We start from the raw sequence: 16,336 nt of genomic DNA on the forward strand, positions 1-16,336 counted from the left end.
GGGGAACAGCAAAAACGGTAGTAGAGAGGCGGTCTCTCCGCCCGAAAAGCCAAGAGAATAGGAAAAACGGTAGCAGAGAAGCGGTCTCTCCGCCCGAAATACAAGGGGAACCGGAAAAACGGTAGTAGAGAGGCGGTCTCTCCGCCCGAAAAGCAAGGGGAACAGCAAAAACGGTAGCAGAGAGGCGGTCTCAACAACCAAATGCAACAAGCATCTCGCTCTAGCCAGTTTCCAGATAATATAATAACCATAAAATGATCATCAGAGGTGAACTCATGTCAAAAGAGTCATTTACCTCCATAGAAGAATATTATGAAATCCGCGAATCAAGTGACCATCTGTACGAATATATAGATGGCTCTATCTTCATGTCTCCATCTCCGTCCACCAAACACCAACGCATATCAGGACGGCTTTTAGTAAAATTAAGCAATTATCTCACCCAGAAGGCTGACAAGTGTGAAGTGTTTGCTGCTCCCTATGATATTGAACTTTCCAAAGAAGGCATGGAAGGGACTAAAATAGTCATTCCCGACCTAGCGGTAATGTGTGATAAAAGTGGATTCACGGATACAAAATACGTTGGCGTACCAGATATGATTGTTGAAATTTTAAGCCCCTCCAATCAATCTCATGATCTTATTACAAAGCTTAATCTTTACATGAAGTATGGAGTAAAAGAATACTGGATCGTAAATCCAATGCTTGATTCCATCATAATCTACTCCCTTAACAAAGAGGAAGTATATGAACAATATGCTATAAAAACAGATCTAGGGACAATTACCTCAAAGCTTTTAAGTGGATTTCATCTTGAACTAGAACATATCTTCCAATAAAAAAAGGTCAAGGACACCCCATCCTTGACCTTCCTTATTTCCCTTTAAGTCAGCTGCTGCTCGGCAAACTCGCGATACAGCTTATGCGACTCCACTAACTCCTGGTGAGTACCCATCCCGGTGATCTCACCTTTTTCAATGAAAATAATCTTATCCGCATTTACAATCGTAGACAGTCGATGGGCGATGACAAATGTCGTCCGTCCTTCCATCAGTCTGGTCAACGCTTGTTGCACAATTCCTTCTGATTGACTATCTAGGCTCGCGGTTGCTTCGTCCATCATCAAGATTTTTGGATCTCGCAAAAAGGCACGGGCAATTGCGATACGCTGACGCTGTCCACCTGATAGCATGACCCCGCGTTCTCCCACTTCGGTATCAAGTCCTTTTGGAAAATCTTGAATGAACTGATCGGCATAAGCCATCTTGGCCACTTCCCATAAGCGATCATCCGTCAAAGAATCCTTATTTTCCAAGCCGTACGTCAAGTTATCCCGGATGGTTCCGGCCATCATCGGGCTGTCCTGGGAGACATACCCGATTTGCTGGCGCCAAGCTTTCATGGATAAGGAGCGGATTGGCAAAGCGCCAACGAAAATCTCCCCGTCTGTTGGCTCATAAAAACGCTCAAGCAAACCGAATAGAGTACTTTTTCCGCCGCCGCTTGGTCCTGCAAAGGCCACCATCATGCCGGGCTCTACGTCAAATGAGACATTGCGCAGGATAGGCTCGTCCTCGTTATATCCAAAGGACACACCTTTAACAAAAACAGGTTGATTGGTGATATCGGCCGCCAAGCCCACTTGTCCTGGCTCATCTTCAATTTCCAGGATATCAATGATTCGTTCCGTCGCACCCTTTGCTTTTTGCAATTGGGTGAAAAACATTGTAAAGGATGTGATTGGAAAAATTATTTGGAACAGGTAAAGCAGGAATGCAACAAGTGCTCCGGTTGTCATGGTTCCTTCAGATACACGAATTCCGCCGTACCCGATAATGACCACGATAACGAGCATGACGACCATATACATAAGCGGTCCGATGATGGCAAAGATGCGCGCTTCTCGTAGACCAAACGTCAAAAGCGTACGGATGCCTGACTGCCCCTTTGCTTCCTCAGCCGTTTCAGCATTGGATGCTTTCATGAGACGGATTTCGCTTAATGTTTGCTGGACGCTGCCGGTGAAATTGGCCGTTTCATCTTGCATGCCACGAGAAATTTTCGCCATTTTCGTACCAAGTGGGATCATGACCAGCGTCGTTACAGGAACAGAAATCAGCATAAGTAAGGTCATTTTCCAATCCATGATAAAGAGGATGGTAACGGCGCCGATAATGGTGATGATCCCAGTAATAAACTGAGGGAAATGCTGTGAGATTAAATCTTTTACAATCCCGGTGTCGTTAACCACACGGCTGACCGATTCTCCGCTTGTCTTTTTGTCAAAATAACTGACAGGAAGGCGGATGAGTTTGAACCACATTCTTTCGCGAAGGCCGGCCACGATGCTTTGGCCAACATAAGCGAGGGAGTAGGTGGAAAGTCCGTCAATAACAGCTTGGACAATAAAGACAGCCGCAATGGCAACAATCAGTCCGACACTGAGCGATTCCATGGAAAAGCCGTCGACAAGTTGCTGAGTGAGCAATGGAATGGTTAATCCGACCATTGTGGTGATAAGGCTGCCAACTAACCCGAGTGTCAGTGCAACTTTGGGAATGTTGGTCGACAGAATGAGAGAGATGAATTTCTTTAAATTTTTATTTTTGGCTGGTTCCATTTATTGTGATCTCCTTTAAAAAGGTTTGTTTGATAATTGTACGTTTTTAAGACAAGTAAGTTCCTCTATCATTGTGACAGATTGAGGAACATGTTTCCAATTTTTAAGTTGACAATAGTATATCAAGAATCAAATGAAAGACAAAAAAGGGAATCAGTGGTCTGATTCCCTTTCGAAGTCGATATGCACCTATGCCCTTCGCAGCCGATAAACTTCATACAGATTCTTCGTCACAACCTTCAACACCGAATACACCGGGACAGCCAACAGGATTCCGATAAACCCATACAGCTTTCCTGCTGCCAGAAGAAGCAGGATGACTGTTAAAGGGTGAATGGACAGCTTGTTTCCGATAATTTGCGGGGATACCAGATTTCCTTCAATCTGCTGGACGACTGCCAACAGTATCAAGATTTTCACGACCATAAATGGATCTGTCATCAATCCGATGATCACTGCGGGCAGTACTCCTAATGCAGGACCGATAATGGGGACGACAGCGGTAATCACAATGAACAGGGCCAACACTAAGGCATAATCCAATCCGATGATGAGATAGCCTATGTACATGAGAAAGCCGTTAACCAATGCCACGATCATCTGCCCGCCAATGTAGGTGGATAAAGTTTTGTCGATATCGGTCAACAATCTCTTGCCTTCGTCATGGTGCTTATTCGGCAGCATTTTCAAGATAAAGGGCAAGAGTTTATGGCCATCCTTTAGAAAATAGAACAAGATGAACGGGACGACCACAAGGATGGTCACAAAGTTGGTGATGGAGGAAATGATGGTAGATACGTTTTCTCCGATGCGCTGAGACTGTTCTTTTAAAAAGGCTAGTCCTCTCTTTTTGGCTTCCACATAAGAGATGAGACCTAAGCTATTGTCATCCATCAGTTCTTTTGTTTGTTCTTCATTTTTTTCAAGAAAAGCCGGAAAGTCCTCAGCAAACTGGACGACCTGCTCCTCGATTTTTCCTCCAACGGAAAAGCCGCCTAAAACCGCACTTCCAATAATAGCTGAGAATACAAGAATGATAGCCAAAGTACGCGGTATATACTTTGACTTTGCGAGGAGATTCACGAGAGGCTTTAGGATATAAAATAAAAAGCCTGCAAACAAGATAGGGAAGAACAGGGTTGTGATGAAGCTGATTATTGGATTTACTATAAATTGCACTTCACTTAATAGAAAAACGATTAATAATACTAGAATGATACCTGTTGCATATTTAAAGAACGGGTGTCTGATCCACATGATATTCCTCCAGTTAAAGTAATAGTATGGTTATTCCCTAGAATAGAGGTGGATGAAACGGGTAGTGTGAATCGTTCACTATGTATTGATTTAAAAAGGGACAGATGACATTTACCTGTCCCTTTTGTCATTACCTCGCAAGTCCCCTTTCAAAAGCAGCCAAATGATTGACCGACGCATCTCGTAACCTGGTAAATACAATTCTCATATCATTTGGAATGTCTAAAGCTAGGAATTTCTCATACATGCCAATGTTTTCGATTTCACCTTCCACGCCAGCTGCATAGGCATCTTTTATAGATGGAGGTGTGGTGACGAACTGTGGGGAGATGTCTTGCGGAACAGGAACTTGATATTGTTGGAATAAGGGCAGCAGGGCACTAATGTGGCGCAGTTCGGCCTCTTGTATTCTTGCAAAAGTACGGATATATCCATAGGTGCCAAGGATCCGGTTGTAGCGTGCTTGAGCGAGATATTCATCCTGCAATGTATAAGTAAGTATTTCTGGAAGAGTTAATGATGCGGCATTTAGAGCACCTTTAGCCCCGTAGGTATCCAATGTTTGGCGATAAAAGTAGTAAGGATAAAACATGATGTACCTCCTAGAAGTATTAATTACATAGTATATGCGCCTACGGAAAAGAGGTGTAGACATACAAATTTAAATAATTGCTTTACTTCCCACACTTTCATACTGTATGATACATAGTATAAAACATACTGTACGACATATAGTATAAAAAGAGGTGAGCAGATGAGCGATGGATTGTTGCAGTCATTGACGACAGAATTAAGGCGGGGGACTTTGACATTGGCGGTTTTAAGCCAATTGAGAACTCCGCAATATGGATATTCTTTAGTGCAATTGCTTGAAAAAAGTGGGATCACCATTGAGCAAAGTACACTTTATCCGTTGCTTAGGCGCTTAGAAAAGCAGGAACTGGTAACGAGTAGTTGGGACAAAACGGAGAGCAGGCCCCGCAGGTATTATGTTTTGAGTGATTATGGTATAGAGATTTTCGAGAAGTTGAAAAAGGAATGGGAGAAAACGTCTCAGGAATTAGCGATTTTACTAAGGGAGGAGAATGAGGAAAATGAAACTGATTGAGTTATATATTCAGGAGGTGACAAGAAGGCTGCCTGAACGCCAGCGGGAGGATATCGGGTTGGAATTACGATCCACCATTGAGGATATGTTGCCGGATGACCCTCAGGAGGAAGAGGTAAAAGCAGTATTGTCCGAGCTTGGGCATCCTGCTAAACTTGCCAGCGGCTATCTGGATAAACCGATGCATTTGATAGGGCCTCGATTTTTTGATGTGTATGTTAGTTTGTTAAAGCTGATCATTCCGATTGCGATGATTTTTTCCTTTTTAGCCGTGACATTCAGCCATGTTTTTTCCTACAGCGGAGAAGGAGAAGTGATTTCGTCCTTATTGAGTATCATAGGAGATGCGACTTGGAACAGTTTAGGGGCAGGAATGCAGACATTCTTTTGGATCACTGTCACATTTGCAATTGTGGAAAGATACGATACATCCAATAAAACCAACCCAATTACGTCCAGCTGGAAGGAATGGACTCCTGACGACCTTAAAGATGTTCCATATATTCCTAAGGAAAAAGCTATCACGAAGGTTGAATTGTTCGGCAGTTTAATTTGGACGGCCATTTGGGTAGCAGGGTATTTTAACGCCAATAATCTGCTGGGAATCTATGAAAAAGGGGAAGAAGGTCTAAAGCTTATCACACCGCTGTTCAATCAATCGCAATTGATTTCCTTCTGGCCACTGGTTATATTGGTAATCTTTTTGGAGCTTGGTTTGGTAGCGTATAAATGGAAGCTTGGTCAGTGGACAATGAAGCTTGCATTGGCAAATGCAGTCGTCCATATGGGGTCCCTTGCTGTATTCATCCTCGTGTTCAGAAACACAACTGTATTCAATCCAGCGTTCTTCGACTATTTTCAAGAGAGGTTTGGCTTTACGCACCAGCTTAATTTAGTTTTTTGGTTGGCGGTATTGATATTTCTCGTTTCTTCGATATCTGATATTTATCAAGGCATTAAAAAAGCAAGACGTTGATATTTCATCAATTAGAATATATGATGGGTGCAAGGGAGTTGGCAAAGAAAGCTAGACTCCCTTGTTTTTTTGTCGAATGAAAGAGGATTATTTAACTTTTTATAGAAGTAGGAATTAATAAATATACATAAAGGGGATTATTTTATGAATGTGAAATTTGTCAGCAATGGAGAGGTTACCAGTTACCTAAAGGACCATAAGGATGAGTTCGAGGCAACTCTGCTGTCAGAGGCTGTAAATGTCGCATCGAAAATCAATGATATTTTGCAAAAGGGGAATATCGATCTTCTTAAAAATGCTCAAACTTTGATTCAACGAGTGGTGGAGCAGAAAGACTCGGAAGTTATTGCTTTTGCTGAACAGGAGGGGGTTGCGTGGGCGAAACACTCCGATTCCCTAACCCTATCATTTAAGCTTGAATGGGTTCAAGCGATCAGAAGAACGCTTTGGAAATACTTAAATAAATATATTGAGGAAAGAGGGGAGTTCCTCTCTCAAGATGATTTCTTTGAAATGGAGAAGAGAATCAATAACAATATCGACTTCTTTTTAAATAGCTTTTTCCTCAGTTATTCCAATTACAAAGACGATTTAATCAGTTCGCAAAGGAAGCTGGTGGAGCATTTATCTGTTCCTATTATTCCTGTTAGTTCGACTGTTGCGGTGTTGCCTTTAATTGGACATGTGGATGATTATAGAATCCGCATTATTGAAGAGAAGGCCTTGATAGAGATTTCGAACTTGAAGTTACAGACACTTGTTTTAGATCTTTCTGGTGTGACAGCTATGGAACAGAGCGTTATCGCAAAGTTTGAGGATATTCTGACTGGGGTTTCGATGATGGGGTGCAAGGCGGTTCTTACTGGTTTACGTGCAGAGCTTGTGAGGAAGATGGTCAGCATGGGTGTGACTTTCCATCAGCATGCGGAGACACATGGTACGTTGCAGCAGACGTTGAGGAAGTATCTTGTTGCGCAGGAAGTTTAAAGAATTCTGGAACCTGTAAAGGGTTCCCGGATTCTTTTTTTATTATTAAAGAAATTATAAAATAATGGAATGATGTATTCGTTGAGATGAAGACCTCAGTGACGAGGAAAAGGGAGGAGAGAGGTCCTCATCACCGTTATGAAGACCTTGGTGAAAATGAAATTTCATTGAAATGTCAAAGATGAAGCGCATAGGCAAGATCCGGCCAAGGCCAATATTTTAAAGGTATGCGAAAAGCGAGAAACGTCCCAAGAGATTAAACTCTTTCTTGGGACGTGGTTTTAGGTCGCATTAACGATTTTGTTCTATGGTCTGATAAACACGTGTTGATTCCCGCAAATGGCTTCCCTTTCAGCTATTGCCCCAATTTTCTGTCCTCAACTTCCGACTATTCTCCTATTGCTTGATTTATTTCGACATCGTGTGATAGCAAATGGGGTAGGTTATCGTCATTTTCAGGACTTATTTCCCGAAAAATAACCCCAAGAGGGATTTGGTTAGTTTTCTTTAATTCTATTAATACAACAATTTTAGCTAATTGCTGCCAAAAGGGGACATGAACATGATTGTGGGAGAAATAATCAGGTTTTATCGAGAACGAGCTGGACTTACTCAGACTCAATTAGGAGAAGGGATATGCACGACAACTCATGTGAGTAAGATTGAGCGAGGAAAGACAGCATATTCTAAAGAGATCATTGCTTTATTTTCCAATAGATTGAATATTAATATTCAGGATGAGTTGGCTTATCTGCAAAAGGTTAAGTTGCTTTTGCGAAATTGGCATAATGCGCTTATCTTGCGACGAGAAACCGAGATTGAGGAGTTAAAAAGGGAGCTTGAGGAATCTACTATTGTTCATGCCTCAAAGTATGCGGTGCGCTATCAACTCTTGATGGCAAGGTACCATTTGTATCGAAATGAAGTAGAGTCCGCATTCTCAATTATTAGTAAAGTAGAAAAAGAGTACTCGGATATGCTGGCGTTTGATTATAATTTGTACCTCCATGTGAAGGGAATTTACTATTTAGCTTCTTTTAATAGTGAAGATCACCAGAAAGCAATCAGTGTATTAAATCAGATTGATCTAAAGGATTATGGAAATAAAGAGTATTATTTTCATTTGGGTACAGCATATTTTTTAATTGATTCTAAGGTGATGTCTTTCTTTTATGTAGATAAAGCATTGCGTCACTTTCAGGAAACGAACAATTATATGCAAACGAACAGGGCAGAAGCGTTGATGTTATTACAGTTGAGCGGGGATATGTACAGTGATTTTCATTATATTGTGGGTAGATATAAGGACTTGATCAGTAATTGTGAACAATATGGGTTGGAAGAAAATAAAGGCCTGTTACTGAACAATCTTGGATATGAATACTACAATAGGGGGTTCTATGAGGAAGCGAAGACTTATTTTGAAGAGGCTCTGTCACTTGCTGGAGAAAATTCAAATAGCTACTTGGTGAGACTGTATAACTTTGTTGATAGTTGTATGGAGGGAAAGCTAGCTAAGAAGCGTGTTCTACAGAGACTCATTAAGGACGGTGCGAACAAGGCAAAAGAAAGCAGGAATACGTTACATATCACGCTCTTTAAATTATTGAAGCTGCGTGTCGAGGAAGACTATGAGGCCTATTATACCTTCATGGAAGAAGTTGCCCTCCCTCAATTTTATTCTGGTAAGCACGTACCATTGATGAAACGGTACGGCAAGCTATTGTTTCTTCATTATATTGGAAGTAATAATCACGAGAAAGCGACAGAGGTATCCTTGTATATATAGAGACAGGAAAGCCCGCACAGGAAAATTGTGCGGGCTTTTGATTATTATTGTTCACTGCCCTCTGTTTGGTGGGCATTAAATTTCCATTCAAGTTCTAAGGAGTCACCTTGGAATTCATTTTGGTCTTCACCGTTGTCCACAAATTCGAAGTAGGCAATAATCTTGTCCGTTTCCCCTGGTTTCAATCCGTCAGGACGTTGGCCGCCACCGACGAAATTATCAATTGTTGTTAAGTCTGGTGTTTCGTTTTGAAGTTCATGAAGAGTCATTTCGGCTACTTGAACACTTGCATTTGCTTGGTTGTTAAGAATCGTTACTTTAATGTGATGTCCAAGATCCTCTACATTAGCTGCCCCGTTCAATTAAGCATCATTCACTGTGTAGCTTGTATCTAATAGGATTTTAGAGATGTCCAAGGTTCCATTGTTCGTTACGTCAAACTCACGTACGATCTCATCTCCAGGTTTCAAGTTAGGAACGTTCACGATCGTTTCCGGATTAACAGATAAGTCCAATGTTCCTACTGCAAATGTGTTATTTGTTACCACTGTGTCGCTGAAATACGCATATGTACCTGCGCCAATCAAAGAAATGTCAAGGGATTGAATGGCAAAGAGATCTATCAAACAAAAGGGGATAATAACAATGCTCCAAACCCTGTCTATGTTACAGAGGAACAGATTGAAGGGAAGTACGCTGATTTTACGATTCCTTATATCGGTTTCCTAGTAAATCTAGCCAGTACTAAAGAAGGCTCCGCTTTTCTATTAGTCGTCGGTGGCTACACAGAAGACGGCTACTACCCAGATCATTACGATAAGCGTTACTACTTAGGAGAGCTGGACCGAGGCGGAGTTCACATCAACTCCAGTATTAATAATAAAGCCGCACAACTTATCACAGACGGCGGTACACATTATGATGTAACGGTAAATGGAATCGGAAAAGCGAAGACAGAAAAGATTTTCTACCGTGCCCTGACACTTTACCTAACACCATCATCAGGCTTTGCGGAAATGCGTCAAGCAGCAATCCAGGCTACTATAGATCTTCATCCTGACAGAAATGGAGCACCATCTTTAGAAGTGCAAGCAGTTATGGCAGCGTATGATGCGGTTGGAGTTCACTAATCTTAAACTATAAAAAAGGACAGTCCCTCTAATCTACGAAACTGTAGCAGGGGGACTTGTCCTTTTATTTGTCTTTTATTACTTTTCCATAGGCGAGTGTCATGAGGGCAAAGAGAATGAAACTAATCATTAAAATAGTGCCACCCACAATATAAAAGATTAGGGTGAATGTCTCTGGTAGTGCACCTGGTTTCAAGAAGTACATCCACATCCCTGCTGTGAGTCCAAAGCTACCAAGGATTGCTGACCACACGTGGAAGGTAGCCAGTTTGGATGTTTTCGGAATGGCAAACAAGGCATAAAAGACGGCAAATGCAAACAAGGAAAGCCAGCCCACAACAAGTATATGAGCATGGATGGCACGGAATGCATAAGAGCCGGCACCTGCCATGTGCCCTCCTATGAATGCGCCGACTACCGCATAAAGCGCAGAAAAACGGATTAACAGTTTGGTTCTGTTCATTTATTCTCTCTCCTTTTGATTCTTTTGTTCTATGGCTTTTGAAGGCCACCAGTTCCAATTGTTCAATAGTGTTACAATTGCCGGCACCAGCATGCCCCTTATGAGAAAGGCGTCCATTAAAATACCTATACAAACAATAAATCCAAACATAAATAGTTCGAGGATAGGTTGTGTCATCAATACGCCGAATGTTGCGGCTAGAATGACCCCTGCAGAAGAAATGACCCCGCCTGTCAATGCCACACCGCGTCTTGTCGCTTCTTTGATGGAGAAGTAGCGATTCTCTTCCTTGATTCTTGATATGAGCATAATGTTGTAATCGACTCCAAGAGCTACAAGGAAAACAAATGCGTAAAGCGGTATTCGATAACTCATCCCCTCAAATCCTATGAATGTATCAAAAATCCACCAGCTTAAGCCAAGTGCAGAAGCATACGATAGCAATATAGTGATCATCATGTAAACTGGTGCTACCAACGAGCGTGTATGGAAAATCAACATCCCGAAAATAACAAGGGTTACAGCGATTACTATCATTATTGTATCACGGTCATTAGTGGACCGTATATCAGTAGATGCAGCGGTTTCCCCGGCAAAATAGATGTTATATTCCTCCGTGTCCAATCCGCTCTCTTTTAATATTTCTTCTTTTGACTCGTTTAATTTATAAAGAAGGTCCATTGCTTCCTTCTCATAAGGATTCATCGTTAAGATGATATCAAACTTTACTGCCCTACCATCTTCACTTATTATGCGACTTCCTTCTAGGCCACCGGTAGCGACAATTTCTTTTTCGGGAAGAGTGGTACTGGAAACACCATTCATTCCGGTGAAACTTTCGTTCAGTGCTTCTATCGCATCAAGTTCACTGCTAGAAAACGTGAAGTCGGACTCCTTTTCCACCAACACATTTACAGGAGCGAGTTCGCCGGCTGGGAATTTTTCTTCCAGTTGTTCAAACCCCATCCTGGATTTCATCTCCTCCGGGAAAGACTGGATAATATTATAAGAGTAGTTGGCATGGAACAGTTGAGAAGCATTTAAAAGTAAAAAGACTAGGACAATCCCCCCTGCAAGAACAGGTCTTTTGGTGACAAACCCGCCAACTTTACCCCAAAAGCGATTCTTCTCTAATGTTTCTTCCCCTACTTTAGGGATGAACGGCCAGAAAGCTCTGCGGCCGAATATAGTGAATAATGCGGGAATCAAGGTAAGTCCTGCTACTAATACGATGGCAATGGTAATGGTGAATACAGGTGCAAAGCTTTTATACGGACCATAGTCTGCCAATAACAATACAAGCATGGCGGCAAAAACGGTTCCACCTGAGAAAATAAGAGGCTCTGCTATTCCGCGTACCGCTTTTCGCATTGCTTCATGTTTGTCATCCTGTTTCCTCAATTCTTCACGGAACCTGGAAAAAACAAAAAGACTGTAGTCAACCGTTGCCCCGAATAAAAGAATCATCACAATGGAGATAGACTGTGCTTCCACGGTAAACACTTCATTTTTCGCCAAAAGTCCAAGCACGCGATCTACAACCTGGTAGACAAAAGCGACAGCCACCAACGGTATAATCGCAAGCAATGGGGAACGATAAATGACAATCAGTAAGATAAGTACTAATGCAATGGTTGAGAATAATAAAACCAGATCGGCATTGGAAAAAATGGCAATGGTGTCAGATGCGATTCCAGCAGGTCCGGTTATCACCATCGTTCCATTCGTTAATGCGTTCTCAGTAAATGTTTCAATGGATTGAACGGTATCATTGACCTCGTCCATTTCCAAATTATCATTTAAAAATAAAGGGAGAACAAGTGTTGTCCCATCTTCCGATAAGAAATCTTTTTTCACCTGTTCCGGAAATTGATGGAATGGGACAGCAGATTGAATGGTTTTCAGTGTGGAATCTTCCACCATCCATTTGCTGATTTCATCCACTTCTGTATAGCTTTGTGTATTCCATCCCTCTTCGTTATAAAATACAAGTAATGCGAACAGCCCATTGTCATCGGGAAAGTAAGTGTTGAATTTTTCACTTGCAACAACGGATTGTGCCTCTTTAGGCAGGTCGTTCTCTCCCGTGTTCACTTTGTAGTCATTGACAGAAGGGGCTGCGCTCAAAGCACCGGTAAGGATGATCCAAGCAAGCAGAATCACCCAAACTCCTTTTCTGTGAGATGCGTATTTTGCTATTCTTTTCATAAGTACCCTCTTTCTCTATTCGTTTATTAATAGTGCTTAACAGTATAGGAACGATGCAAGAATAGCATTCGAATGTTAATGAAATGTTAACGAAAAATGCAATTTGATGTGTTAACGCTTTGTTAACATTTTTATGAAATAATGGGGTAAGGAGTATTTTGTGGAAAGGAAACAATCATGAAAATATTAATAGTAGAAGATGATATTAATATAAGGTCCATTATTCAGATGTATATGTCTAAACAGGGGTATGAAACCGTTCTGGCAGGTAATGGCGAACAAGCACTAGAGCTGTATGATGAGGTAAACCCTGACTGTATCATTTTGGATCTGATGCTGCCGGAAATGGACGGCTGGGAAGTATGCAAGTTGATCCGTCTAGATGACCCTGTCATCCCCATAATTATGCTAACGGGAAAAGGGGAAAGCTACGATATCGTAAAGGGACTGGAGCTCGGGGCTGATGATTATATAGTCAAACCCTTTGATCCCAATGAATTGACTGCAAGAGTAAAGGCTGCATTAAGACGAGTGACACCGGTCCATCAGGGAAGGGATATCATTCATTTAAAAGAGTTCATGCTTAACCTGCAAGAGTTCAGGTTGAGAATTGGCGGCAAGGATGTAAAGCTTGCCCCTAAGGAACTAGAGTTGCTTTATTATTTTTCCTATCATCATGATCAAGTTTTATCAAAGCAACAACTGTTAGACAAAATTTGGGGCTATGATTTTGATGGAGATCCGCGAACCATTGATGTTCATATTAAAAGGGTAAGGGACAAACTAGCTTCTAGTGGTTCTGCGTGGTCCATCACAACTATCCGCGGTGTAGGTTATCGATTTGAGGAGAAGCTTCATGAATAAAATATTTTATAAACTATTCTTTATCTATGCGTTGATCATCTCGAGTTTGTTTATCATTTTTGGACTTATCTTTTTATATCTGTTTCATGTTGATCTTTATGAGGATTTTGAGGAAACCTATACCCATCAACAACAACAGATTACCGAGTTGCTCACAGCAAGAAAAGAGTTTGGGTGGACGGAAGAAGAGACAATGGTCGCAATTGAACCGACGTTAGTTGAAAAAGACTTTCATGTTTATTTATTCGATGTGGATGGGGAGAGGATCTTTAAGAATGGGTCCTTTGAACATGAGGAGATAGACAAGGGGTTATTAGAAAAGGCAAAGTCCGGAGAGTATGTTGCAAAAGGGGGCTGGACTAACGGGGATTTAAGTTATGTGATTGCTTCGCCAATAGAGCGCGAATTGACTATGGTGATGATTTTTCATGATTTAAGCCATGCCTATCAGCAGGTTTTGTATATGATATTGCTTACATTTGCCATTACCATTGCCATTGCGGGCATCATCATATGGTTTCTTTCTGCCAAAATAACTGCTCCGTTAAGGGATATGAACGAGATCGCTTTAAAATATGCAAAAGGGGATTTCTCACAATCTGTACAGATAGCGTCTAAAGACGAAATTGGTCAACTTGGAGAAAGTTTCAATCATATGGCAGCAGAGCTGAATTCCTTGGAGGAAACGAGAAAAGATTTTATCGCCAACGTTTCCCATGATTTACGGACACCACTCACTTCTATTAAAGGATTTTTGATTGCCTTGTTGGATGATACGATTCCAGCCAATCAACGAAAAGAATTTTACCTATTGATGAAGGATGAAACGGAGCGAGTCATCAAGCTTGTCAATGATACCCTTGATATGTCGCAGTTGGAGGCTGGTCAAGTGACGTTAAGGCCCACTTCTTATAATTTGACGAAGCAGCTGCAGTTGATTGCTGTGAAGCTTGAACCTCATCTTGCCAATAAGAAATTGGAGATACAGCTCATTCCTGACAATCAGGAAATCATGGTGGTTGCTGACAGAGACCGAATCGAACAGGCACTCATCAACCTTTTGCAAAACGCCATTCAGGTGTCATCCACTCACCAAGACATTCAAGTGTTTCTGGAAAAGGAGGAAGAGGAAGTCGTTATAAGAATTCTGGATCACGGTGAGGGAATAAGTGAAGAAAATCTTAGGCGCATCTGGGAACGGTTCTATAAAACCGACAAAGCGAGGTCCGGCAAGACAGGCATTGGGATCGGCCTGTCCATTGTGAAATCCATCATGGATTTACATGGAACAACTATCAAAGTAGAAAGTAAGGTCGGAGAAGGAACGGTGTTTAGTTTTGCATTGCCATTGATGAAGCAAGAGTCGGATCATGAGAGGTAGGAGTGGAGTAGTCATATGTCCGACTTGTTTCATTTGGGAGAAGCTGTCTGTCACCCGTAAACGAACTGTGATAGGATAATAAAAAATTATATGATTTTCACAGGGGATGACAACATGCTGGAAGGTAAGATTATCAAATTTTATCGGGAATTTCAGGGATTAAAGCAAAAAGATTTAGGAGATGGAATTTGTTCCAGTACCCACATCAGCAAGATAGAGCGGGGCCTGACGGAGGTTTCCGGTGAGACGATTGATTTTTTATGCAAGCGGCTTGGAATTGAGATGGAAGCAGAAATAGAGAATTATAGGGAAATAGAACAGCTATTGAAAGAGTGGCAGGATGCTATTGTAAAAAAACTTAAGCCAAGAGTGGTCTCTGTGAAACGCCAGCTTGAGGGCTTCAACCTTTTACATATGCAGGATTTTTATCGCTTATATACCCTCCTCTTGACTAGATACTATCTATTTATTGGCAAAGGAAGAATGGCGGACGGTTTGATAGAAGAAATGTCAGTCTGGACGGACCTGACCCCTTATGAAAAGAATTTGCTCTTACATGTAAAAGGAGCCTACCACTTATCTGTGAAGAATAACTACGTAGAGGCACTCGCATGCCTGAAAGAAATTAACTTAGAACACTACCCTAATCAAGAGTACTATTATGATTTGGCTCTTGTATATCACTCACTCAACTCGAGAGTGCTGGCATTTTTCCATGCCAACAAAGCCCTTCAATTTTTCACTAAAATACGCAGTTTTTCGCGTATCATAGAATCAGAAATGCTCATGGTCATTCAATTAGAGCAATCAGAAGACCATCCTACGTTAAGTCAGGAATATCATAGATTAATAGAAATGACAGAAGATTACGGGCTCGAGCATCAAAAGGCCATGCTATATCACAATGTTGCCTATCTCTATTTAAGAAATGCGGAATACCGTAAAGCCGGTCAATTTTATAAAAAATCGATGGATGCACGAGAAAAGAGTCATCCAAATTATTTAGGTTCTTTAGAAGGCTATGTAAATGCCTTGACGAAAGAAGGAAAGACCTCCAAGGAAAAACTCTTATCACTCGTAGAACAAGGGTTGGAGCAATCTAGATCCTCAAGTGCTTCTACATTTATCCACATTTTTAAGATGCATTATTTTTATCTCTCCAATCAAATGGATATGTATTATGCGTATTTGGAAGAGGAAGCATTCCCATACTTTAAAGAAAAAGGCTATATGCTGCTGGTTGAGCACTATGCGGTCGTTCTTTTTGATTATTATATGGAAAAGAATGATATGGAAAAAGCGAACCGCTTTGCTACGCCGGTGATCAACAAATTCCGTCGTAACAATCAGTTTGTGTGAGAGTGATATCCTATATGAAAATAGTAGTGGAACATGGAACCCATTGAAGGTTCCATGCTCCACTTTTTTGTGAACTTCATTTAACATCGCTATTTATCTCCGCGTCAGGCTTTGCTTTCCGCGGGGCGGTGCTTTAACCTCCTCACAACGCTTCAGGGGTCTCAAGTCTACCGCTACCTCCCGCCGGAGTCTTC

The 16,336-nt window shown here is 41.5% G+C and carries 13 protein-coding genes and 2 pseudogenes; 9 read left to right on the forward strand and 6 right to left on the reverse strand.

Going from position 1 to position 16,336, the window contains the following annotated elements; genetic code table 11:
* Positions 1 to 275 precede the first annotated feature (275 nt).
* Positions 276 to 839: a Uma2 family endonuclease gene (locus LG307_RS03840; protein WP_404448312.1), complete on the forward strand. Its 564-nt coding sequence runs from the start codon at positions 276 to 278 to the stop codon at positions 837 to 839.
* A gap of 44 nt (positions 840 to 883) precedes the next feature.
* Here the strand turns inward: LG307_RS03840 and LG307_RS03845 are convergent, their stop codons facing one another.
* The 3 genes from LG307_RS03845 to LG307_RS03855 all read right to left on the reverse strand — a co-directional run bounded on the left by LG307_RS03845 (position 884) and on the right by LG307_RS03855 (position 4,469).
* Complete coding sequence (locus tag LG307_RS03845; protein WP_404448314.1) at positions 884 to 2,620, reverse strand: ABC transporter ATP-binding protein; 1,737 nt, start codon at positions 2,618 to 2,620, stop codon at positions 884 to 886.
* A gap of 189 nt (positions 2,621 to 2,809) precedes the next feature.
* A complete protein-coding gene (locus LG307_RS03850) occupies positions 2,810 to 3,877 on the reverse strand; it encodes an AI-2E family transporter (protein WP_404448316.1) in 1,068 nt (355 codons plus the stop codon).
* 130 nt (positions 3,878 to 4,007) lie between these two features.
* Entirely contained in the window at positions 4,008 to 4,469 is a 462-nt protein-coding gene (locus LG307_RS03855; RefSeq protein WP_404448318.1) for a hypothetical protein, read from the reverse strand.
* Positions 4,470 to 4,631: 162 nt separating this feature from the next.
* Between LG307_RS03855 and LG307_RS03860 the strand changes: the two genes are divergently transcribed.
* The 4 genes from LG307_RS03860 to LG307_RS03875 all read left to right on the forward strand — a co-directional run bounded on the left by LG307_RS03860 (position 4,632) and on the right by LG307_RS03875 (position 8,737).
* Positions 4,632 to 4,985: a PadR family transcriptional regulator gene (locus tag LG307_RS03860; protein ID WP_404448320.1), complete on the forward strand. Its 354-nt coding sequence runs from the start codon at positions 4,632 to 4,634 to the stop codon at positions 4,983 to 4,985.
* Positions 4,972 to 5,961 (forward strand): HAAS signaling domain-containing protein, encoded by a 990-nt coding sequence (locus tag LG307_RS03865; protein WP_404448322.1) that lies wholly within the window; start codon positions 4,972 to 4,974, stop codon positions 5,959 to 5,961. The genes LG307_RS03860 and LG307_RS03865 overlap by 14 nt, the downstream gene beginning before the upstream one ends.
* Before the next feature lie 144 nt (positions 5,962 to 6,105).
* Positions 6,106 to 6,948 (forward strand): STAS domain-containing protein, encoded by an 843-nt coding sequence (locus LG307_RS03870; RefSeq protein WP_404448324.1) that lies wholly within the window; start codon positions 6,106 to 6,108, stop codon positions 6,946 to 6,948.
* 562 nt (positions 6,949 to 7,510) lie between these two features.
* Entirely contained in the window at positions 7,511 to 8,737 is a 1,227-nt protein-coding gene (locus LG307_RS03875) for a helix-turn-helix domain-containing protein (RefSeq protein ID WP_404448326.1), read from the forward strand.
* A 44-nt stretch (positions 8,738 to 8,781) separates the two neighbouring features.
* Here the strand turns inward: LG307_RS03875 and LG307_RS03880 are convergent.
* A pseudogene (locus LG307_RS03880) lies at positions 8,782 to 9,378 on the reverse strand (TasA family protein).
* 159 nt (positions 9,379 to 9,537) lie between these two features.
* Here LG307_RS03880 and LG307_RS03885 point away from each other — a divergent pair.
* A pseudogene (locus tag LG307_RS03885) lies at positions 9,538 to 9,867 on the forward strand (M4 family metallopeptidase); the annotation flags it as partial.
* 64 nt (positions 9,868 to 9,931) lie between these two features.
* On the opposite strand, the gene LG307_RS03890 reads toward LG307_RS03885, so the two are convergent.
* Together LG307_RS03890 and LG307_RS03895 are read right to left on the reverse strand one after the other, a co-directional pair.
* Complete coding sequence (locus LG307_RS03890) at positions 9,932 to 10,330, reverse strand: hypothetical protein (RefSeq protein WP_404448328.1); 399 nt, start codon at positions 10,328 to 10,330, stop codon at positions 9,932 to 9,934.
* Entirely contained in the window at positions 10,331 to 12,538 is a 2,208-nt protein-coding gene (locus LG307_RS03895; RefSeq protein ID WP_404448330.1) for an MMPL family transporter, read from the reverse strand.
* A 177-nt stretch (positions 12,539 to 12,715) separates the two neighbouring features.
* Between LG307_RS03895 and LG307_RS03900 the strand changes: the two genes are divergently transcribed.
* From LG307_RS03900 to LG307_RS03910, 3 genes are all read left to right on the forward strand, one after another.
* The gene (locus LG307_RS03900) at positions 12,716 to 13,402 is read left to right on the forward strand and encodes a response regulator transcription factor (protein WP_404448332.1); all 687 of its coding nucleotides are present in this window, start codon (positions 12,716 to 12,718) and stop codon (positions 13,400 to 13,402) included.
* Positions 13,395 to 14,783: a sensor histidine kinase gene (locus LG307_RS03905; protein WP_404448334.1), complete on the forward strand. Its 1,389-nt coding sequence runs from the start codon at positions 13,395 to 13,397 to the stop codon at positions 14,781 to 14,783. Before LG307_RS03900 ends, LG307_RS03905 begins: the two co-directional genes overlap by 8 nt.
* 114 nt (positions 14,784 to 14,897) lie before the next feature.
* A complete protein-coding gene (locus tag LG307_RS03910) occupies positions 14,898 to 16,142 on the forward strand; it encodes a helix-turn-helix domain-containing protein (RefSeq protein WP_404448336.1) in 1,245 nt (414 codons plus the stop codon).
* Positions 16,143 to 16,336: the final 194 nt, after the last annotated feature.

This window comes from Sutcliffiella horikoshii, from assembly GCF_044809035.1.
GTDB lineage: Bacteria > Bacillota > Bacilli > Bacillales > Bacillaceae_I > Sutcliffiella_A > Sutcliffiella_A horikoshii_G.